At 71.6% G+C, this 20,059-nt stretch carries 18 protein-coding genes; 9 read left to right on the forward strand and 9 right to left on the reverse strand.

Annotated elements, in window-relative coordinates:
- Positions 1–10: 10 nt before the first annotated feature.
- Genes ACZ6N8_RS22845 through ACZ6N8_RS22855 form a run of 3 tightly spaced genes read right to left on the reverse strand, consistent with a single transcriptional unit; the run spans position 11 to position 3,542 of the window.
- Positions 11–1,348: an FAD-dependent oxidoreductase gene (locus tag ACZ6N8_RS22845; RefSeq protein ID WP_466012524.1), complete on the reverse strand. Its 1,338-nt coding sequence runs from the start codon at positions 1,346–1,348 to the stop codon at positions 11–13.
- Positions 1,345–2,625 (reverse strand): kynureninase, encoded by a 1,281-nt coding sequence (kynU, locus tag ACZ6N8_RS22850; protein WP_466012526.1) that lies wholly within the window; start codon positions 2,623–2,625, stop codon positions 1,345–1,347. The genes ACZ6N8_RS22845 and kynU overlap by 4 nt, the downstream gene beginning before the upstream one ends.
- A gap of 14 nt (positions 2,626–2,639) precedes the next feature.
- The gene (locus ACZ6N8_RS22855) at positions 2,640–3,542 is read right to left on the reverse strand and encodes a tryptophan 2,3-dioxygenase (protein WP_466012746.1); all 903 of its coding nucleotides are present in this window, start codon (positions 3,540–3,542) and stop codon (positions 2,640–2,642) included.
- A 148-nt stretch (positions 3,543–3,690) separates the two neighbouring features.
- Between ACZ6N8_RS22855 and ACZ6N8_RS22860 the strand changes: the two genes are divergently transcribed.
- From ACZ6N8_RS22860 to ACZ6N8_RS22870, 3 genes are all read left to right on the forward strand, one after another.
- Positions 3,691–4,131 carry an Lrp/AsnC family transcriptional regulator gene (locus ACZ6N8_RS22860; protein ID WP_364373536.1) on the forward strand — a complete coding sequence of 147 codons (441 nt, stop codon included), beginning with the start codon at positions 3,691–3,693 and terminating at the stop codon, positions 4,129–4,131.
- A 194-nt stretch (positions 4,132–4,325) separates the two neighbouring features.
- Positions 4,326–4,847, forward strand: coding sequence for a hypothetical protein (locus tag ACZ6N8_RS22865; RefSeq protein ID WP_466012528.1), 522 nt, complete (start codon positions 4,326–4,328; stop codon positions 4,845–4,847).
- 12 nt (positions 4,848–4,859) lie between these two features.
- Positions 4,860–5,696, forward strand: coding sequence for a class F sortase (locus ACZ6N8_RS22870; protein WP_466012530.1), 837 nt, complete (start codon positions 4,860–4,862; stop codon positions 5,694–5,696).
- Here ACZ6N8_RS22870 and ACZ6N8_RS22875 read toward each other — a convergent pair.
- The gene (locus ACZ6N8_RS22875) at positions 5,642–6,421 is read right to left on the reverse strand and encodes a TioE family transcriptional regulator (protein WP_466012532.1); all 780 of its coding nucleotides are present in this window, start codon (positions 6,419–6,421) and stop codon (positions 5,642–5,644) included. The two genes, ACZ6N8_RS22870 and ACZ6N8_RS22875, sit on opposite strands and share 55 nt — an antisense overlap.
- A 54-nt stretch (positions 6,422–6,475) precedes the next feature.
- On the opposite strand from ACZ6N8_RS22875, the gene ACZ6N8_RS22880 reads away from it, so the two are divergent.
- Positions 6,476–8,062, forward strand: a complete 1,587-nt coding sequence (locus ACZ6N8_RS22880) for a DUF6194 family protein (RefSeq protein WP_466012534.1) — start codon at positions 6,476–6,478, stop codon at positions 8,060–8,062.
- 24 nt (positions 8,063–8,086) lie between these two features.
- On the opposite strand, the gene ACZ6N8_RS22885 is transcribed toward ACZ6N8_RS22880, so the two are convergent.
- Positions 8,087–8,623, reverse strand: a complete 537-nt coding sequence (locus tag ACZ6N8_RS22885; protein ID WP_074313833.1) for an HNH endonuclease — start codon at positions 8,621–8,623, stop codon at positions 8,087–8,089.
- 300 nt (positions 8,624–8,923) lie between these two features.
- Between ACZ6N8_RS22885 and ACZ6N8_RS22890 the strand changes: the two genes are divergently transcribed.
- The 3 genes from ACZ6N8_RS22890 to ACZ6N8_RS22900 all read left to right on the forward strand — a co-directional run bounded on the left by ACZ6N8_RS22890 (position 8,924) and on the right by ACZ6N8_RS22900 (position 12,056).
- A complete protein-coding gene (locus ACZ6N8_RS22890) occupies positions 8,924–9,946 on the forward strand; it encodes a mechanosensitive ion channel family protein (protein WP_466012747.1) in 1,023 nt (340 codons plus the stop codon).
- Between the two features lie 232 nt (positions 9,947–10,178).
- Complete coding sequence (locus ACZ6N8_RS22895; protein WP_466012535.1) at positions 10,179–11,552, forward strand: MFS transporter; 1,374 nt, start codon at positions 10,179–10,181, stop codon at positions 11,550–11,552.
- Positions 11,553–11,666: 114 nt separating this feature from the next.
- Positions 11,667–12,056: a globin gene (locus ACZ6N8_RS22900; protein ID WP_466012537.1), complete on the forward strand. Its 390-nt coding sequence runs from the start codon at positions 11,667–11,669 to the stop codon at positions 12,054–12,056.
- 34 nt (positions 12,057–12,090) lie between these two features.
- Here ACZ6N8_RS22900 and ACZ6N8_RS22905 read toward each other — a convergent pair whose 3' ends face one another.
- The 4 genes from ACZ6N8_RS22905 to ettA all read right to left on the reverse strand — a co-directional run bounded on the left by ACZ6N8_RS22905 (position 12,091) and on the right by ettA (position 15,670).
- Positions 12,091–12,675, reverse strand: coding sequence for a type III secretion system chaperone family protein (locus ACZ6N8_RS22905; protein WP_357990570.1), 585 nt, complete (start codon positions 12,673–12,675; stop codon positions 12,091–12,093).
- A gap of 131 nt (positions 12,676–12,806) precedes the next feature.
- A complete protein-coding gene (locus ACZ6N8_RS22910) occupies positions 12,807–13,538 on the reverse strand; it encodes a DUF8185 domain-containing protein (RefSeq protein WP_466012539.1) in 732 nt (243 codons plus the stop codon).
- On the reverse strand, positions 13,535–13,981 hold the full coding sequence (locus ACZ6N8_RS22915; protein WP_139585602.1) for an acyl-CoA thioesterase: 447 nt from the start codon (positions 13,979–13,981) through the stop codon (positions 13,535–13,537). The genes ACZ6N8_RS22910 and ACZ6N8_RS22915 overlap by 4 nt, the downstream gene beginning before the upstream one ends.
- A 12-nt stretch (positions 13,982–13,993) precedes the next feature.
- Positions 13,994–15,670, reverse strand: coding sequence for an energy-dependent translational throttle protein EttA (gene ettA, locus ACZ6N8_RS22920; RefSeq protein ID WP_364373553.1), 1,677 nt, complete (start codon positions 15,668–15,670; stop codon positions 13,994–13,996).
- 330 nt (positions 15,671–16,000) lie between these two features.
- Between ettA and ACZ6N8_RS22925 the strand changes: the two genes are divergently transcribed.
- Both ACZ6N8_RS22925 and otsB read left to right on the forward strand, forming a co-directional pair.
- Positions 16,001–17,401 (forward strand): alpha,alpha-trehalose-phosphate synthase (UDP-forming), encoded by a 1,401-nt coding sequence (locus ACZ6N8_RS22925; RefSeq protein ID WP_139585604.1) that lies wholly within the window; start codon positions 16,001–16,003, stop codon positions 17,399–17,401.
- Between the two features lie 41 nt (positions 17,402–17,442).
- Positions 17,443–20,004, forward strand: a complete 2,562-nt coding sequence (gene otsB / locus ACZ6N8_RS22930; protein WP_466012748.1) for a trehalose-phosphatase — start codon at positions 17,443–17,445, stop codon at positions 20,002–20,004.
- Positions 20,005–20,059: the final 55 nt, after the last annotated feature.

A 20,059-nucleotide genomic window follows, 5' to 3' on the forward strand; every position in this document is an offset into this window, starting at 1 on the left:
CAGGTGCCGGTCATCCGCGCCTCCCTCGGCTCAGTGCCGCGCCGACAGCGCCGATCAGCAGCAACGCGGCGCCGCCGGCGAGCGCGCCGAGCACCGCGTGCTGCCGGCGCACCCGGCGGCGCACCTCGGCGTACGGGGTGGTGGAGAAGGACACCAGCTCGTACTGCGAAACGTACCGGTCGGGCAGTGCCCGTTCCAGTGCGTGCTCGACCCTGCGGCGGAGCTGGAAGACCGGCGAGGCGACCTTGTCGCGCATCTCCACGAAGTTGGTGAGCGCCATCTGGGCGATGGCCTCCGCGTTCTCCTGGCGGCGCCGCTGGAACAGCGGCAGCGCCGCCGCCCAGTCGTCGGCGCACTCGTCGAGGCAGCGGTCCAGCTCGACCACGTCCTCGAAGGCGCAGTTGGCGCCCTGGCCGTAGAACGGCACGATGGCGTGCGCCGCGTCGCCGAGCAGCCCGACAGTGCCGTTCACCTGCCAGGGGGTGCAGTGGACCGTGCCGAGCACGCCTACCGGGTTGTGCTGGTAGTCGTCGACGAGGGACGGGGCCAGCGGAACCACGTCCGGGTAGTGCTCGGCGAAGTGCCGTTCGATAGCCAGCGGATTGTCCAGGGCCGCGAAGCTGCCGGCGCCCTCGTTGGGCCAGAACAGCGTGCAGGTGAAAGAGCGGTCCGGGTTGGGCAGCGCGATCATCATCGAGGTGCCGCGCGGCCAGATGTGCAGCGCGTCCTCCTCCAGGGCGAAGTCCCCACCCAGCGGCGGGATCGTCAGCTCCTTGTAGCCGTAGTCGAGGAAGTCCACGCTCTCGCGCAGCAGCCCGGACGCCAGCAACTGCCCGCGTACCACCGAGCCGGCGCCGTCGGCGCCCAGCACCACCGACGCCTTGGCGTCGACGGTGCCCTGCGGGGTCTCGAAGCTCAGCGCGCCGTCGGACGGGTCGAGCCCGACCAGCCGGTGGTCGAAGACGATCCGGACCCCGGGCAGCGCGGCGGCCGCGTCCAGCAACGCGTTGTTGAGCGCGCCCCGACTGATCGAGTTGATGGCCCGGTCACCGCCCGCGCTGTACGACTGGAACTGCGGCTCCCCCTGCACCGGGTGGATCATCCGGCCGCGCATCGGCAGCGCGTCGGCCATCACCTGCTCGGCCAGGCCGATCCGGCGCAACGCGTCGAGCCCGCGCTCGGAGAGCGCCAGGTTGATCGAGCGGCCGCGCTCCGCCGTGCCGGTACGAGGGTCGGGCCGCCGTTCGTACAGGGCCACCGGGTAGCCACGCCGGGCCAGGAAGCAGGCGGCCAGGCAGCCGGCCAACCCGGCGCCGATGATCGCGATCTCGTCGCGCCGGGCGGTCATGAGGTCACCTGCCCCACCGTCGCGGCGAGCGCGGCGGCGGCCCGCCAGCAGTCGAGGTACGTGGAGTAGAGAGGCACCGGGGCGAACCGGACGACGTCCGGTTCGCGGGCGTCGGCGATGACGCCGTGCTCGTACCGGAGGCGTTTGGTCAGCTCGGCGGCACTGCCGGAACCGATGCGCACGGAGAGCTGGCAACCGCGTCGGGCCGGGTCGCGTGGCGTGACCACGCGCAGCGGCCGGCCGGCGGTGACCTCGTCGAGCAGCGACTCCAACCAGCCGGTGAGCCGCTGGCTGCGGGCGCGCAGAGCGGTCATCCCTACCGTGTCGAACAGCTCCAGCGAGGTACGCACCGGGCCCATCGCGAAGATCGGCGGGTTGGAGATCTGCCAGGCCTCCACGGTGGCCGGTGGCCGGGACACGGGCGTCATCTCGAACCGGGTCGCCGCCGCGGTGCTCCACCAGCCCTCGAAACGGGGCAGGTCCCCGTCGCCGAGGTGCCGTTCGTGCACGAAGACGCCCGCCAGGGCGCCCGGCCCGGAGTTCAGGTACTTGTAGGAGCACCAGGCGGCGAAGTCGACGTCCCAGTCGTGCAGCTCAAGCGGAACGTTGCCCACCGCGTGCGCCAGGTCCCAGCCGACCACCGCACCCGCCGCCCGGCCGGCGGCCGTGATAGCCGGGATGTCCAGCAGCTCGCCGGTCAGGTAGTTGACCCCGCCGAGCAGCACCAGCGCCACCCGGTCACCCTCGGCGGCCAGGTAGTCGGTCACGTCGTCGGTGCGCAGCGCGTCCTCGCCCGGGCGCGGGCGCAGCCGGACCACTGTGTCGTCCGGGTCCAGGCCGTGGAACCGGGCCTGGCTGCGTACCGCGTAGCTGTCCGAGGGGAACGCGGAATCCTCGATGACGATGCGGGTGCGGGCACCCGCCGGGCGGTAGAAACTCACCATCAGCAGATGCAGGTTGACCGTGAGCGAGTTCATCACCACGGTCTCCGCGGGCCGGGCGCCGACCAGTCGCGCGGCCGGCGCCGTCAACAGCTCGTGGTACGGCAGCCACGGCCGTTGCGCCTCCAGGTGCCCCTCGACGCCGAGCCGCTGCCAGGCGTCCAGGTCGGCGAGGAGTTCGTCGCGGGTGGCCCGGGGTTGCAGGCCGAGCGAGTTGCCGGCCAGGTACGCCGCCTCGGGGTGGTCGCCGCCGTCGGCGGGCGGCACGTGGAACAGGTGCCGGTGGCCCGGGTCTGTCTCGTCGAGGCGAAGTGCCTCTTGTTGTGGGGTGTGCATGTCTCGCTCTCCGGTCACATCGCGGTACGGGCCGACCACAGCTCCGGGAAGACCACCCGGGACATGCTGCGTTGCAACCAGGCCAGCCCGGCGGAGCCGCCGCTGCCGACCTTGGCGCCCATTGTCCGCTGAACCGCCTTCACGTGATTCCACCGCCAGTCGCCGAATTCCTCGGCGACCCCGCTCAACGCCTCGCCGAGCAGCCGCAGGTGGTTGTCCGGTCCCAGGTCGCCGTAGATGCGCACCCAGGCCGCCTCGACCGACGGGTGCGGGTCGTGCTCCACCGCCACGTCCCGGCCCAGCAGGTCGGCGGGGACGTCGAACCCGCGCCGCGCGAGCAGCGCGACCACGTCGTCCCAGAGGCTGGGGGCGGCGAGCGTCGCCGTCAGCGCGGCGTGCACCTCGGTCTGCCTGCGGAACGGCCGGATCAGCGCCGGGTCGCGGAGCCCGAGCAGGAACTCCAGGTGCCGGTACATGGCCGACTGGAAACCGGAGCCCTCACCGAGCAGGTTGCGGAACCTGTTGAAGTCGGCGGGGGTCATCCACCGCAGGCCCTGCCAGGCGGCGTTCAGTCCCTCCAGGTGCAGGGCGGCGCGACGCAGCGGGGCCAGCGCGTCCCACACCTGGTCGGCGCGGAGCAGGCGCTGGGTCTCCCGCAGCTCGTGGCAGGTCAGCCCGAAGTACAGCTCCATGATCTGACTGACCATGAGGAAGGACATCTCGCCCGGGTCGCTGCTGAGTGGTTGCTGCAACTGGTGCAGGGTGCTTGCCTGCACGTACGCGTCGTACGGCACGCGCTCGGCGAACTCGAGCGTCGGCTCGCCCCCGTTGCGGGCGGCCCGGGCGGCCCGCTGCCTCGGGGTCACCGGTCGCACCGTGGCGGGGCGGTTCGGCGCCCGCCGCTCCGTCTGATCCACCATCGTTCTCCCTCCCCCGGACTGGCCGACATCATGATCCCGCGGTCGGATCGGCCTACGGAATGCCGGATCAACGGCGCTGAAGGGGCTCTGGCTGGCAAGCCAAAGGCAGCTAGGCGAGTCGGGTTCACGAAAGTAAGGTCTGAGCGTGGACGACATGGACTGGGCGCTGCTGCGCGAACTGCAGGCCGACGCGCGGCTCTCCTTCAGCGAACTGTCGCGGCGGGTGCACCTGTCCCCACCTGCGGTCGCGGAGCGGGTCCGCCGGCTCGAGGAGTCCGGTGTGATCACCGGGTACCACGCCCACGTCGACCTGACCCGGGCCGGCCGCACCGTGGTCGCGATGATCCGGATGTCCTGCTACGGGGCGCGCTGCATCCTGCACGACCCGGCGGTGGCCGGCTGGCCGGAGATCCTGGAGATCCACCGGATCACCGGGGACGCGTGCAGCATGTTGAAGGTGGCCGCCGGCTCCATCGGCGAGTTCGAGAGAGTCATCGACAGACTCGCCCCGTACGGCCAACCGTCGAGCACCATGGTCCTCTCCTCCCCCCTGACCTGGCACCCCCTAACCCCCCAAACCCCCTAACCCCACCCCCTGCACGCGCCGATCTTGCACATGCTGTCGCCCTTTTGTCCTCTTCTGCCACGTTTGTCGAGGCAGCAAGTGCAGATCGCGCGGGCCGGGGGCGAGGTCGGGCGGGGTTTGGGGGCTGGGTGGGGGGAAAGCAGGCGCGTGCCCAGGGGAGGGTTCCGGCGGTCGTCGCCGGTTGGGGGGAAATCATGCAGGGAATCCGCACGATCAACCGCGCGCTCTCGTCCGCACTGACACTTGTCGGGCTGGTCGCGGCGTTCGTCCTGATGACGGTCACGCCGGCACACGCCGGTGAGAACACCTTCGTCGAGGTGACGCCTAACAGCGTCCCGGCCGGCAGCCGGGTCACGATCCGCGCGAGCTGCGACAACAACAACGAACGGCAGGCCAACGTGCACTCCGACGCGTTCGGGCACGTGATGCTCAGACCGGACAACGGCTTCCTCAAGGGCGAGGTCACCGTGCCGGGCAACAAGGAACCTGGTGACTATCCGGTCGACCTGCGCTGCCAGAACGGCCAGACGGCCTCCACGATGCTGACCGTGCTGAACATGGCCTCGCCCAGCAAGGGACCGGCGACCGGGGGCGGCGGCACCGCCGGGGGCCGGGGCACGGGCTCCCTGCTGGTGCTCGGCGGCGTGGCCCTGGTGGCCACCGCGGTGGCGCTCGGCATGGCGGGCGGACGGCGCCGGGCCGGAGCCGGCTCCTGAGCCGGACCAACAATGACCCGCGGATCCGCGCGTACGCGGTCGGATCGCCGCGCCCGCTTCCGGGCCGGGCCGGCGCTGCGCGCGTCCGGCCGGCTGGTGGCCCGCGCGTCGCGCAGGCTGCGTCGGGTCGCCGGGCAGGCCGTGTCGGCGAGCGTCGCCACCACCGACCCGGCCGCCCGTCCGCTGCCGCCGACGCGGACGGCCGCACCGCCGCTGCTGCGCGGCCGGTTCGGCACCGGACCGGGACTGCCGGTGCTGGCCATCGCAGGGCTGATGGTGCTGATCGTGGCGATGCTCGGCGTCGAGCAGGTCACCGGGGTCAGCATCCTGCCCGACCGGCTCAGCGCCGGCCTGCGGCCACCGCCGAAGAAGTTCCCGGTCCTGCCGGCCAGCCACCCGGTGAGCCTCAGCATCGACACGATCGACCTGCGGGCGCCTGTGCACGACGTGGGCATCGCCGCCGACGGCACCATCGCCGTGCCCGACGCGGCCCGCGCCCAGGAGGCCGGCTGGTACGACCAGGGCCCCACACCCGGGCAGTACGGCCCCGCGGTGATCGTGGGCCACGTCGACACCACGACCGGTCCGGCGGTGTTCCACCAACTGCGTGAGCTGCGCTCCGGCGACCGGATCGAGGTGACGCGCACCGACCACAGCGTGGCGGTCTTCGAGGTGGACTCGGTGCAGCGCTTCGACAAGGGGCGACTGCCGGTGGACGAGGTGTACGGCGACTTCAGCCGTCCGAGCCTGCGCCTGATCACCTGTGGCGGTCGCTGGGTCGGCGGGGAGACCGGCTACTCGGACAACGTCGTGGTCTTCGCCTCGCTGGTCAAGGCCCGGGGAGGGTGACCGTCCGCGACGGCGTCGAGGTACTCGGCGAGCCGGGCGGCCCCGGTGAGCATGGCCCGGCCGCGCCAGGTGAGCCGTCCGCGCCACTGCCCGAGGGACGCGGCGAGCGGTTCGGCGCCGCCCGCGTCCCGCACCCGACGCAGCACGTCGGCGATGTGGCCCAGCCGGTACCCGCCGCGGCGCAGCAGGTGGGCGAGTTCGGCGTCCCGGACGTCGTCGGGCGCGTAGACGCGGTGGCGGGTCACCCGATCGCGCTCCGGTCGCAGGATCCCGGCCGACTCCCACTTGCGCAGGGTCGCGGGTCGTACGCCGAGCCGGTGCGCCAGCACGCTGATCGGTACGGCCCGCCGGCCCTGCGGCGGGGGTTTCGTCGCGGTGAGCGTGGTGACCGCCGCCTCGACCGCGTCCAGCGTCTCCCGGTCGCGTCGCAGCAGGGCATGACTGTTGTCGATGGCGCGCAGGGCGGTGTCCATCTCGCCCCGGTTGACCGCGCGCATGATCTCGCGGCTCACCGCGTGTCCGTGGCCGGCGACGAGCGCCAGGTAGGCGCTCAACGCACGGGCGTGCGCCTCGGTGAAGCGGCGGTATCCGGTGGCGGTGCGCTCGGCCGGTGGCAGCACACCATCGCGTTCGTAGTTCCGGACCGCCTGCGCCGACAGTCCGTGCCGGCGGGCCAGGTCGATCGGTCGACGTACCCCCGGCTTTGAGGGTTTTGTGGTTGCCACCGCGCTCCGTCGCTCTGAAGTCTCAACCGCTGGTTCAAGGATACGGTCGATGCAATGACCACTCTTCTCGACCTGCTCGACGGCTCGCCGGCCCTGCTCGCGCTCGGTGAGCCGACACATGGCGAGTCCGCCTTCCTCCAGGTCCGCAACGACGCCTTCCTGACACTGGCCGAGCACGGCTGTCGCTCCATCGCCCTGGAGAGCGACCGGGCCGCGGGGCTACTCGCCGACGAGTTCGTGCGTGGCGGGGACGTGCCGCTCGACCGTGTGCTCGCCGAGGGGTTCAGTCACGGCTTCGGCGCCGCGCCTGCCAACCGTGACCTGCTGCTGCGCATGCGCGAGTGGAACGCCGGACGCCCGCCCGCGCAGCACCTGCGGTTCCACGGTTTCGACGCGCCGCTGGAGATCGAGGGCGCTCCGAGCCCGCGCCGGCACCTGACGCGGGTCTGCGACTTCCTCGACCTCGACCGCTCGGCGGAGATCGACGACCTGGTTGGCGACGAGGCCCGGTGGAGTGACCCGGCCGCGATCTGGGAGGCCGGTCGGTCGGTCGGACGCTCGACGGACGCCCAACGGCTACGGGTGCTCGCCGACGACCTGGTGACCGAGTTGTACCTCCAGGCGCACCGCCGGTCCGTGGGCTGGCCGGAGGCGCTCGTGCACGCCACGTCGGCTGTCGCGTTGCTGCGCTACCACGCCGCGGCCGCGGCCCCACTCGGCCAGGAGGAACGGTTCGCACGCCTGGCAGGTGTCCGGGACGCGCTGATGGCCGAGAACCTGCTCGCGATCCGGGCGGTCGAGGCGCACCGTGGACCGACGCTGGTCTTCGCGCACAACACACACCTGCAACGCCAGCCGAGCACGATGACGATGGGCACGACGACGGTGTCGTGGGCCGGCGCCGGCGCGATCGTCGGGGCACTGCTCGGCGAGCGGTACCGGGTGGTGGTGGGCAGCCTCGGCGCGAGCCCCGCGCTCGGCATCGGCGTGCCCGCCGCGTCCACCTACGAGGGCCGGCTCCAGCAGAGGGGCGACCTTCCCGAATACGTCCCGGCGACCGACATCGGCCCGGCCGAGCGCAGAACCCACGACCACCGCTACTTCCCGCTGGACCAGGCCACCATCGACCACGCCGACGCGGTGCTGCACATCCCCACAGGCGTCGACACGACGGTGCTCGCCGACCGGATCGGTGCGCTGCCCGGCGTAGAGCAGGTGGTGGCGAGCGAGGAGAACGGATCACCCGAGGGGGCGTGGGGCGACCGGTTCTTCTACGTCGGAGCGGACCGCCGCCAACCGTTCGCCACGATCGTCGAGCACGACGTGCCCGGCTTCGACGAGGCAGGGCAGCTCGACCGTCCCGGCGTCTTCCGGCTCAACCTGGACCTGGGCCGGGTCGAGTTCGAAAGGGCGTTCGGCTTCGCGCCGAAGGCGTTCGAGGAGCACCGGGACGACTTCGACCACGCCCGGCTGGACACTCTCACGCCGCACCCGGGCTACGCGCTGCACGGCTTCGCCGGGATCGTGATGCCGGGACCGCAAATGCTGCCCGAGATCGACACGCTCCTCGCCATCGCGTACGGACGGGCTGTCGACCGTCACGAGCGCGCCACGCGGCGGGCCGCCGACCGGCGGGACTGAGCGCCCGGGCCGGGGCGGGTGCGGTCAGGCGGCCGCTTCGGGCTCGCGCAGGTCGAGCCAGTCGGCCCAGCGCGGGTCCGGAGCGCGGTGCCCGAGGACCCGCCACGCAGTCCCTTTCGGCGCGGCCGGCAGCGCGTGCAGCCGCCAGCCCAGCTCGGCGGGGGTCTTGTCGCCCTTCGTGTGGTTGCAGCGGGCGCACGCGGCCACCACGTTCTCCCACGCGTGCCGGCCACCCCGGCTGCGCGGGAACACGTGGTCGATCGTCTCGGCCGGGCCCCGGCAGTAGGCGCACCGCCAGCCGTCCCGGGCGAAGATCGCCCGGCGGGACAGCCCGACGTGCGTGCGGTACGGGACGCGGACGAAACGGGTCAGCCGGACCACCGACGGCACCGGGAGCGCGTCGCGGGCACTGTGCAGGATGCCGTCCCCGTCGGCGACGCAGACCGCCTTCGCGGACAGCACGAGGATCGCGGCTCGACGCACCGACACGACACACAGCGGCTCGTAGGTGGCGTTGAGGACCAACGCGCCGGAGCCCACCGTGGGTCGTATGTCAGGCATCGCGCTCACCCTCCCGGTTCAGCGGCTGCTGCGTACCGCCGTCGACCGGGGTCGGGCATGACGACCCACACGGTCGACGCCGGCCGATCACCGACGTCCGTTGCGCCAATAGTCCCTGATCGGACCCCGGATTGCACGCACTAATCCGGGGCCGGACATGAAGCTCTCTACCGCACCTGTCAGGATGGCCGGTTCGCCCCGTTCCGGTGCCGCCGTCGGCGGCACGTCACCCGCCGGTGGGTCGGCGACTGGCGGTCCGGTTCGTTGCGGTACGAAGACAGGGTGAGTGCCGCCAGCGTGATGCCCCTCGCCCTGTCCACCGCCGGGTCGGTGAACTGCCAGGGCAGTTCCTCCTGCGAATTCATCTACGAGCTCACCCGGTCGCAATGGTTCGCCGAGGGCAGCTACTGGATCCTGCTCAAGCCGCTGCGGGTGCTGTTGATCCTGGTCGTGGCGATGGTGGCCCGCTGGGCGCTGCACCGGACGATCAACCGGCTGGTGCGGACCACCACCGACGGCGCGGTGCCGACGATGCTGCGGCCGCTGCGCGAGCGGGTGCCCACCGCCGCTGTCGACCCGGCCGAGTTCGTACCGGAACGACGGCGGCAGCGGGCCGAGGCCATCGGCTCGGTGCTGCGCAGCCTCACCACGGCGTTCGTCTTCGGGATCGCGCTGCTGATGATCCTGCGCGAGTTCAGCTTCGACCTGGCCCCGCTGCTGGCCAGCGCCGGGATCGTCGGCGTCGCGCTGGGCTTCGGCGCGCAGAGCCTGGTCAAGGACCTGATCGCCGGTCTGTTCATGCTCATCGAGGACCAGTACGGCGTGGGCGACAACGTCGACCTGGGCGAGGCGACGGGTGTGGTGGAGTCGGTCGGACTGCGGGTCACGACGGTCCGCGACGGTCGGGGCGTGCTCTGGTACATCCGCAACGGCGAGATCATCCGGGTGGGCAACAAGAGCCAGGGCTGGGCCCTGGTGGTGGTGGACCTGCCGATCGGGTTCAGCAGCACCGAGGAGGCCACCGCCGTGCTGCGGACCGCGGCCGCGTCGATCGCGATGGACCCGGAGCTGTCGCCGGAGATCGTCGAGGCGCCCGAGGTGCTCGGCGTCGAGCAGATGACTGTGGACGGCGCGGTGATCCGGACGGTGGTGAAGACGACTGCCGACGGGCAGTTCGCGGTGGGCCGGGAGCTGCGCCGGCGGCTTGCCGAGGCGCTGGAGAACTCGGGGATCACCGCCCAGATCGCCGCTGCCCGCATCTATCCCGGCGTACCGAGCCGGCCGCTGCCCGAGGCTGAGACCGGTCAGGGCGGCGCCACCTGACCGGGACGGCCTGTCCGGTCGATACAGGGGTCGCGGTCCGCCCGGCCCCTCAGGTATCGTCCGTTCGTTCAGTCGGGGATGCGACGAACGAGCCGTTCGCCCTAGCTAGTTGTCAGACGATCGGGCAGAATTCGGTGCACGCGTTCCCGCCGGAGCGTGGTCACATCCTCGCTGATCCGTAGATCTGACGAGTGTTCCCGGCCGGCTGCCACGAGCGGTGCGCCGGGAGCCGATGGAGGCGACGGTGCCCGACGAGCGACCTTCCGCGGAAGGCCCGGCCACATTTCGCGAAGTGTTCGCCCAGCGCGAGTTCCGGGCTGTCTTCGCGGCCGGTGCCCTCTCGTGGATCGGTGACTACGTGGCGAAGGCCGCCGTCACCCTTCTCGTCTACCAGCAGACCGACTCCGTCGCGCTCTCCGCCGCCGCCTTCGCCGTGAGCTTCCTGCCGTGGCTGCTCGGTGGCCCTCTGCTCGCCGCGCTTGCCGAGCGGTACCCGTACCGGCGGGTGATGGTCGCGTGCGACCTGATCCGGATGACGCTGATGCTGCTCATCGCCATCCCGGGCCTGCCGGTCCAGGCGGTGCTCGTGCTCATCTTCGCCGCCACGCTGGCCAACCCGCCGAGCCAGGCGGCGAAGTCCGCCCTGATGCCGCAGATCCTCGCCGGCGACCGGCTGGTGGTCGGCCTGTCGCTGAACAGCAGCGTCGGGCAGGCCGCGCAGGTCCTCGGCTACCTGCTCGGCACGGCCGTCGCCGCGTTCAACCCGGCCCTCGCACTGCTGATCAACGCGGCGACGTTCGCCGCCTCGGCGCTGCTCGTGCGTTTCGGCGTCCGGGACCGAGCCCCCGTGATGACCGGCGCCCGCCGCAGCCACCTGCTGCGGGAGACCACCCAGGGGTTCCAGATCGTGTTCGGCACGCCGGTGCTGCGGGCCATCGCGGTGCTGGTGTTCAGCGCGATGCTCTTCTCGATCGTTCCGGAAGGGCTGGCGGCGGGCTGGGCCAACCAGGACGGCGTCGGCATGGACGAGGGCCTCGCGCAGGCTCTGATCATGGTGGCCAACCCGGTGGGGTTCATCCTCGGCGGGCTGCTCGTGAGCCGGCTGTTCGGCCCGTCCCGGCGGCGGGCTCTGATGCGGCCACTTGCCGTCCTCGCCCCGCTGGCGCTGGTGCCGGCACTGCTCAACCCGGCGCCACAGGTGGTGGCGCTGCTCGCCGCGCTCTGCGGGTTCGCGGTCGCGGGCATGCTGCCGATGGCCAACGGCCTGTTCGTCCAGGCCCTGCCCGCCGAGTTCCGGGCACGCGCCTTCGGTGTCATGGCCACCGGGGTCCAGGTCATCCAGGGGATCGCGGTGCTGGTCACCGGCCTGCTCGCCGACCGGTTCTCGATCCCGCTTGTGGTAGGCGTGTGGAGCGCCGCCGGGGTGCTGCTGATGCTTGTGGCCTCGCTGCGCTGGCCGGACCGGCAGACGGTGGACAGCACTATCGCGGCGGCGGTCGCGGCCAACGCCGAACAGGCGGCGAACCAGGGCGACCGGCCCTCCGGCGGCACGCCTGCCGCCGACCCCCAGACGGGCACGGGCCGCCGCCGGCACGCCCTGAGCTGACGTACGGGCCGGGCGTGATCCGACGCACGGCGTACGGGTCCGGCCGGTGCGGAACGTACCTGGCAGGATGGAACGGTGAACCCCGCAGGTGAATCCGACCGTCCCAGTGCGTCGATGACCCTCTTCGAAGCGGTCGGCGGCGAGCCCACCTTCCGCAAGCTGGTGGACGAGTTCTACGTCGGTGTCGCCACCGACCCCCTGCTGCGACCCATGTACCCCGAGGAGGACCTGGGGCCGGCCGCGGACCGGCTGACCCTGTTCCTCATGCAGTACTGGGGTGGGCCGAACACGTACTCCACCCAGCGGGGCCACCCGCGGCTGCGGATGCGGCACGCCCCGTTCCGGATCGGCGTGGCCGAACGGGACGCCTGGCTGCTGCACATGCGCCGCGCCGTGGACCGGCTCGACCTGGAGCCGGAGATCGCCGATGCGCTCTGGGACTATCTGGAGCGGGCCGCGTACTTCATGGTCAACGCCATGGACGACCCGGCCGGGCCCGCCTGACGGCCCCGGCCGGACACCAGGCCCGCGCGGCGCCTCAGAGCAGAGCGCCCTCGTCGTGCAGCCAGTCCACGAAGCTGGTGGCCACCGCCGCGCCGCAGTCGAGCATCTCGACGAGCAGCGCGTCGTGGGTGCCGGCGCCTAGTGGCACCTGAAGCTCGGCGTAGATCGGCAACTGCCCGCGCTCGGTCGGGTCGCCGATGTACGCCTTGCAGAACCGGCGTGTGTGGTTCCACTCGTTCACCACCCGGTAGGCCCGGTCGGCCCAGTCCGGTGGGACGGTGGCGTGCGGGCGGGCCCGCATCACCAGGATCTCGTCCTCCGGCCCCTCCAGGGCGACCAGGACGGCGTGCCGCTCCCACATGGCCAACAGGTTGCCGTCGCCGTCGGCAAGGTACCGGACGTCGAGCAGGTCGAGTGCGTCGCAGACCCGACGCAGACTGACCGGCTCGACGGTGGCGGGCATCTCCGTCAGCACGGGCCGCTCATTGGACGGGCAGTCGTCCCCCGGCTGGCGGGGGCTTGGCGGTCCGACCCGGACCGCGCTCTCCACTGTGATCCCGCTTCGGGTTTCCGGATCGCCGCCGTCGGCGGGACCGGGGCGCCATGACCACCACGGCATCGCTCGCGCACCTCACTCCCCAGCGGATCCAGTCGCCTACGGTGCGTTGGATCCGAGGATGGACGGTACCCGGACAGCCGAGTTGAAGCACCCCCCCAACGACCGCCCCAGCCCAGAAGAATGAGCCGGGGTCATCCGTTCGGACGAGTCATGAGGGGTGTTACGGCGAGGTCGGTGGCCTTCTGCAACCAGGCCGCTCCGTATGGTCCCACCAGGCCGACCCAACGGCCGGCCACCCGCACCTGCACGGCCGGCTCGTCCACGGCGGTGCCCGGGCCGGGGGCGCCGAGGAAGCCCATCCGGACCAGCCCCTGCACCAGCCGCTGCGGTACCTCCACCGGCGGCGCCGGCGGCCCGTCGGGCGTGACCACCACCGCGACGTGATCCAGCAGCGCGTCCCGCAGGGCACGCTGACCGACCGCCCGGCCGGCCACACCCTGCTCGCTCGCCGTCCGCAGGGTGCCCGCCGCGGCGTCCGCGATCCGCCGCAGCTCGGCGGCGGGCAGCACCTCCACCGGTTGGCTGCGCGCCGGCGGGAGCGGCCACCGCCACTGCGCGTCCCGACGCGTCGGCAACGACGTACCGCCGCGTTCCAGCTCGGCCAGCAGTTCGGCGGCGGCCACCGTGACGTCGTCGGCGACGCCGTCGGCCGGGCCGCCGGCCACCGTCCGCACCACGAGCACCTGCCACGGCAGCCGCGCCCAGAGCGCGACGCGCCCGGTCGCGCCGGCCGGCCGCAGCCGGACCGGCGCGGCCGGGTCGAGTCGGACCAGCCGGGCCAGGAACGCGCCGGCGTCGACCGCGCCGGTGAGGCCGTGCGCCGCCGACGCCACCCGGCCCGGTTCCGTGCCCGGCCGGGTCACGCCCCGCCGCCCTGCGGGGCGTACGTCAGCAGGAAGTCCCGCTCCTCGGCGGTGATCCGCCGGGGCACCTGACGGGTCAGGTCGAACGGCACAAGCACCGAACGGGCCCGGCTGGCGAGCACGTCGCCGTCGTACAGCTCGTAGGCGACGGTGAAGCGGGAAGCCTTGATCTCCTCGACCCACAGCTCGATCCGGACGGTGGGCGCCGCCTCCGCGGTGGCCCGACCCAGCGCGTAGTCGACGGGGCGCAGGTAGTCGACCTCGTGCCGGCGGATCACCACACCGTCGGCGAACGAGCCCACCCCCCAGGCCCGGCCGCCGGCGAACATCAACGCCACCCGCGCCTCCTCGTACAGGGTGAGGAAGCGCGAGTTGTTGACGTGGCCGTACGCGTCCAGGTCGGACCAGCGCAGTGTGCAGTGGTAGACGAACCGGTCAGACACCGTCTCGGCCGGTCAGTCGCGGGTCAGCTTGCGGTACGTCACCCGGTGCGGCCGGGCGGCCTCCGCGCCGAGGCGGTCGATCTTGTTCTTCTCGTACGCCTCGAAGTTGCCCTCGAACCAGAACCACTTAGCCGGGTCCTGGTCGTCGCCCTCCCAGGCCAGGATGTGCGTGGCGACCCGGTCCAGGAACATCCGGTCGTGGGAGATGACCACGGCGCAGCCGGGGAACTCCAGCAGCGCGTTCTCCAGGCTGGAGAGCGTCTCCACGTCCAGGTCGTTCGTCGGCTCGTCGAGCAGGATGACGTTGCCGCCGATCTTCAGGGTCAGCGCCAGGTTGAGCCTGTTGCGCTCACCGCCGGAGAGCACCTTCGTCGGCTTCTGCTGGTCCGGCCCCTTGAAGCCGAACGCGGCGATGTACGCCCGCGACGGCATCTCGACCTTGCCCACCATCAGGTAGTCCAGCCCGTCGGAGACGACCTCCCAGACGGTCTTGTCACCGTCCAGGCCCTGCCGGTTCTGGTCGACGTACGACAGCGAGACTGTCGGACCGACCCGTACCTCGCCGGCGGTCGGCTCCTCCAGCCCGACGATGGTCTTGAACAGCGTGGTCTTGCCGACGCCGTTCGGACCGATGATGCCGACGATGCCGTTGCGGGGCAGCGAGAACGACAGGTTGTCGATCAGCAGCCGGTCACCGAAGCCCTTGCTGAGGCCCTGCGCCTCGATCACCGTGCTGCCCAGGCGTGGGCCCGGCGGGATCTGGATCTCCTCGAAGTCCAGTTTGCGGGTCTTCTCCGCCTCGGTGGCCATCTCGTCGTACCGGTCCAGACGGGCCTTGGACTTGGTCTGCCGGGCCTTGGCGTTGGAGCGGACCCACTCCAGCTCCTCGGTGAGGCGCTTCTTCATCTTCGCGTCGCGGCGACCCTCGACGGCCAGGCGGGCGGCCTTCTTCTCCAGGTAGGTGGAGTAGTTGCCCTCGTAGCCGATGGCCCGGCCCCGGTCCAGCTCCAGGATCCAGCCGGCCACCTTGTCCAGGAAGTACCGGTCGTGGGTGATCGCCATGACGGTGCCCGCGTACTTGGCCAGGTGCTGCTCCAGCCAGGAGACGCTCTCCGCGTCCAGGTGGTTGGTGGGCTCGTCGAGCAGCAGCAGGTCGGGGGCCTCCAGGAGCAGCTTGCAGAGCGCCACCCGGCGGCGCTCACCACCGGAGAGCTGGGTCACGTCGGCGTCCGGCGGCGGGCAGCGCAGCGCGTCCATCGCCAGTTCGAGCTTGGAGTCGATGTCCCACGCGTCGGCGTGGTCCAGCTCCTCCTGGAGCCGGCCCATCTCCTCCATCAGCTCGTCGGAGTAGTCGGTAGCCATCTGCTCGGCGATCTTGTTGAACCGCTCCAGCTTGGCCTTGGTCTCGGCGACCGCCTCCTCGACGTTGCCGAGCACGGTCTTGGCGTCGTTGAGCGGAGGCTCCTGGGCGAGCATGCCGACCGTGTAGCCGGGCATCAGCCGGGCCTCGCCGTTGCTCGGCTTGTCCAGCCCTGCCATGATCTTGAGGAGGCTGGACTTACCGGCGCCGTTCGGGCCGACCACACCGATCTTGGCCCCCGGCAGGAAGCTCAGCGTCACGTTGTCGAGCACGACCTTGTCGCCGTGCGCCTTGCGCGCCTTTTCCAGGACGTAGATGTACTGGGCCACGGTGCGGGCTACCTCCGTCGGTTTGCTGTCGCCTGATCGGCGGCGCGGCGCGGGCTCGGACCTCCACCCGCCGCCGCCGGCCGGGAGCCGGCCGCGCGCACGCCATCGTCAATCCTGACAGGTACGGCGAGCTTCGCCCACATCACCCCGCCCGAGGAGTACGCGGCGAGCCGATCGTCGACTCCGCGCAGCGCGGCTGTCGACAAGATCACCTCGAGGATTCGGCGAGTCCGGGGCGGGTAGGAGACTCCGGCACGGGGGCCCAGAGGCCGCAGCTACGCTCAGTACGCTCATCGCGGTGGACCCGTCAGTACCCGGAGGTGGCCGATCGTGACCGTCCGTAGCTCCTTTGTCGTAGTGGCGAACCGTCTGCCTGTCGACGAGGTGAGCACACCCGAGGGACGGCAGTGGCGACGCAGCCCCGGAGGGCTGGTCACCGCGCTGCATCCCGTACTCGCCGAACACCAGGGCACCTGGGTCGGCTGGGCCGGTGGCACAGGCGCCGCGCCCGAGCCGTTCGACCTGGAGGGGATCCGGCTGCACCCGGTCCCGTTGAGTGCCGAGGAGCTGGAGCGCTACTACGAGGGCCAGTCCAACGCGACGATCTGGCCGCTCTACCACGACGCCGTGGAGACGCCCGCCTACAAGCGCCGCTGGCGCGAGGCGTACCGCCTGGTCAACGCCCGGTTCGCGGAGGCCGCGGCGGACGTGGCGGCCGAGGGCGCGACGGTCTGGGTGCAGGACTACCAGCTCCAGCTCGTCCCGGCGATGCTGCGGGAGCTGCGACCGGACCTGCGGATCGGGTTCTTCCTGCACATCCCGTTCCCGCCGATCGAGCTGTTCATGCAGATGCCGTTCCGCACCGAGATCCTGCGCGGCCTGCTCGGCGCCGACCTGGTCGGCTTCCAGCAGCGGCTGGCCGCGCAGAACTTCGTCCGGCTGGCCCGGCACCTGCTGGGGCTGCGCTACGAGGGGCAGATGATCCAGGTCGACGGGCGGCAGGTGAAGGCGGGCGCCTTCCCCATCTCGATCGACACGCAGGAGATGGAGCGGATGGCCGCCGATCCGGCGGTCCAGGCCCGCGCCAAGCAGATCCGCGCCGAACTGGGTGACCCGAAGACGATCATCCTTGGCGTGGACCGGCTGGACTACACCAAGGGCATCGAGTTGCGGCTCAAGGCCTTCCGCGAACTTCTGGCTGACGGAAAGTTGACAGTTCCCGATGCGGTTATGGTGCAGGTCGCCACACCGAGCCGTGAGCGCGTCGAGCACTACCAGGCACTTCGAGTCAAGGTAGAGCGCGAGGTTGGTCGGATTAATGGCGAATTCGGCAGGGTCGGCGTGCCGGCGGTGCATTACCTGCATCAGTCGTACAGTCGCAGTGAACTGGCCGCGATGTACGTTGCTGCCGACGTGATGATGGTGACACCGCTGCGAGACGGAATGAACCTGGTAGCCAAGGAGTACGTCGCATCGCGCGCCGACCAGGGCGGTGCGCTCGTGCTCAGTGAATTCGCTGGCGCCGCAACGGAGCTGCGCCAGGCCTTTCTGTGTAACCCGCACGATCCGGACGCGGTCAAGGACGCCCTGCTCCGGGCAGTGCACGTGGAGAAAACCGAGGCACGCCGCCGGATGCGGACAATGCAACGTCACCTGCGTACCCACGACGTGGGGCACTGGGCCAAGTCTTTCCTCTCCGAACTGGGAGTTTCCGAGGCGGAGGCCGAGTGAACACGTCCGTCAACGACGGAGCGCCGATCGTCACCGAGGTGATGGACCCTGAGCTGCGCTCCGCCATCGGCCGGATCGCCCGGGTCCCCCAGCTCCTGATCGCCTGCGACTACGACGGCACACTGGCGCCGATCGTGGAGGACCCGAGCACCGCCGTACCCCTGCCCGAGTCGGTCGCCGCGATCCGCGCGCTCGCCGCGCTCCCGCAGACCACCGTGGCTGTCGTCTCCGGCCGGGCGCTGCGCGACCTGGCCGCGCTCTCCCGCCTGCCCAGCGAGGTGCACCTCGTCGGCAGCCACGGCTCCGAGTTCGACATCGGCTTCGTCGAGCGACTCTCCCCCGAGCTGGTGGCGGTACGCCAGCGGGTGCGCAACGCGCTTCGCGAGATCGCCGCCGAGCACCCCGGGATCCGGCTGGAACGCAAGCCGGCAAGCGTCGCCATGCACACCCGCGGGGTCGACCCGCAGGTCGCCGCCGCCGCCATCGAGGCGGTCCGCACCGGCCCGGCCACCTTCGACGGGGTCACCGTCACCCAGGGCAAAGAGGTGATCGAGCTCTCCGTGGTGGCCACCCACAAGGGCACCGCTATCGACCAGCTCCGGACCCAGCTCGCGGCCAGCGCCGTGCTGTTCATCGGCGACGACGTCACCGACGAGAACGCGTTCGGCAACCTGCACGGTCCGGACCTCGGCATCAAGATCGGCCCCGGCGAGACCCAGGCCGCCTACCGGGTGGCCGAGCCGCTCGACGCGGCCCGCACACTCGGGCTGCTGCTGGAGACCCGCCGGCACTGGCTGTTCGGTGAGCGGGCGGTGCCCATCGAGCGGCACTCGATGCTCTCGAACGGCCGTACCGTCGCGCTGCTCACCCCCGAGGCCAAGGTCAGCTGGCTCTGCCACCCCAAGCCCGACTCGGCGGCGATCTTCGCGGACCTGGTCGGCGGCAGCCCGGCCGGTCACTTCAGCGTCGCCCCGGAACGCGGGGGCATCCCGCTGGGTCAGCGCTACCGCTCGGGCACGATGACCGTGGAGACCCGGTGGTCCGGGCTCACCGTCACCGACTGGCTGGACAAGCCGGCCCGGGAGACCACCCCCGACGGCCCGGCCGTCGTCACCGGCGACTCGACCCTCGTCCGGGTGCTCACCGGCCACGGCAAGGCCCGGCTGGAGTTCGCCCCCCGGCCCGAGTTCGGTCAGGTCGCCGTGCAGTTGCAGCCGCTCGGCGACGGCCTGCTGGTGCTCGGCTCCAACGAGCCGATCGCCCTCTACTCCCCCGGCGTCGAGTGGCAGGTCAACAACGACGGCGGGTACGAGACCGCCAAGGCCGTCGTCGACCTCTCCGGCGCCGGTGGGCAGGTCGTGCTGGAGCTGCGCTTCGGCACGCACAGCCTGGAGCACCACCGGGTGCCGATCCACGAGCGGCAGACAGCCGCCGAGCAGCCGTGGAAGGACTGGGTGGCCTCGCTGCGGCTGCCCTCGACCTCCCGCGACCTGGTCGCCCGCAGCGCGCTCACCCTGCGCGGCCTCTGCCACGAGGCCACCGGTTCGATCCTGGCCGCGGCCACCACCTCGCTCCCCGAGGAGCTGGGCGGCGTCCGCAACTGGGACTACCGCTACTGCTGGCTGCGGGACGCGGCGCTTACCGCCCGCGCGCTCGTCGACCTCGGTTCCATCGAGGAGGCCGAGGCGTTCCTGCGCTGGGTGGACGGCTGCATCGAGCGCACCGGCGGCCACCCGGAGCGCCTGCACCCGCTGTACACCATCGACGGGTACGAGCTGGGCGCCGAGGCCGTCATCGACACACTGCCCGGGTACGCCGGCTCCCGGCCGGTACGCGTCGGCAACCTCGCCAACCACCAGCTCCAACTGGACGTCTTCGGCCCGATCGCCGACCTGATCGCGGCCGTCGCCGACGCCCGTGGCTCGGTCCGCGACGACGAGTGGCGGGTCCTGGAGAACATGGTCGAGGCGGTCCGCCGCCGCTGGCACGAGCCCGACCACGGCATCTGGGAGGCCCGGCTGCCACCACGGCACCACGTGTTCTCCAAGGTGATGTGCTGGATGACAGTCGACCGGGCGCTGCACGTGATGCGCCAGCACGGTGGCGAGGACCGACCCGAGTGGAAGGACCTGCGCGACCGGATCGGCGCCAACGTGCTGGAGCACGGCTGGCACGACGAGGTCGAGGCGTACAGCGTCGCGTACGGCGACGAGGACATGGACGCGTCGTCGTTGTGGATCGGCCTGTCCGGTCTGCTCCCGGGTGACGACCCGCGCTTCCTGTCCACCGTGCTGAAGATCGAGGCGGACCTGCGCAGCGGCCCGGTCGTCTACCGGTACCACTGGGACGACGGCCTGCCCGGCCGTGAGGGCGGCTTCCACATCTGCACGGCGTGGCTGATCGAGGCGTACCTGCGCACCGGCCGCCGCACCGACGCCGAGGAGCTGTTCGCGCAGATGGTGCTCACCGCGGGCCCCACCGGCCTGCTCCCCGAGCAGTACGACCCGCTCGCCGAGCGCGGGCTGGGCAACCACCCGCAGGCGTACAGCCACCTGGGGCTCATCCGCTGCGCCCTGCTGCTGGACAACATGCTCAAGCAGTAGTTCGACAGACAGACCACGACGGGCCGGAGCATCGCTGCTCCGGCCCGTCGTCAAT

It is taken from the genome of Micromonospora sp. NPDC047521 (genome assembly GCF_055587305.1).

What these genes read in the sequence shown, in the direction of transcription:
- ACZ6N8_RS22895 (WP_466012535.1), top strand. Translation starts at nt 10,179, where the DNA reads ATGGAGGCGACGGTGCCCGACGAGCGACCTTCCGCGGAAGGCCCGGCC.
- otsB (WP_466012748.1), top strand. Translation starts at nt 17,443, where the DNA reads ATGGACCCTGAGCTGCGCTCCGCCATCGGCCGGATCGCCCGGGTCCCC.
- ACZ6N8_RS22865 (WP_466012528.1), top strand. Translation starts at nt 4,326, where the DNA reads ATGCAGGGAATCCGCACGATCAACCGCGCGCTCTCGTCCGCACTGACA.
- ACZ6N8_RS22885 (WP_074313833.1), bottom strand. Translation starts at nt 8,623, where the DNA reads ATGCCTGACATACGACCCACGGTGGGCTCCGGCGCGTTGGTCCTCAAC.
- ACZ6N8_RS22890 (WP_466012747.1), top strand. Translation starts at nt 8,924, where the DNA reads ATGCCCCTCGCCCTGTCCACCGCCGGGTCGGTGAACTGCCAGGGCAGT.
- ACZ6N8_RS22900 (WP_466012537.1), top strand. Translation starts at nt 11,667, where the DNA reads ATGACCCTCTTCGAAGCGGTCGGCGGCGAGCCCACCTTCCGCAAGCTG.
- kynU (WP_466012526.1), bottom strand. Translation starts at nt 2,625, where the DNA reads ATGCACACCCCACAACAAGAGGCACTTCGCCTCGACGAGACAGACCCG.
- ACZ6N8_RS22905 (WP_357990570.1), bottom strand. Translation starts at nt 12,675, where the DNA reads ATGCCGTGGTGGTCATGGCGCCCCGGTCCCGCCGACGGCGGCGATCCG.
- ACZ6N8_RS22880 (WP_466012534.1), top strand. Translation starts at nt 6,476, where the DNA reads ATGACCACTCTTCTCGACCTGCTCGACGGCTCGCCGGCCCTGCTCGCG.
- ACZ6N8_RS22845 (WP_466012524.1), bottom strand. Translation starts at nt 1,348, where the DNA reads ATGACCGCCCGGCGCGACGAGATCGCGATCATCGGCGCCGGGTTGGCC.
- ACZ6N8_RS22870 (WP_466012530.1), top strand. Translation starts at nt 4,860, where the DNA reads ATGACCCGCGGATCCGCGCGTACGCGGTCGGATCGCCGCGCCCGCTTC.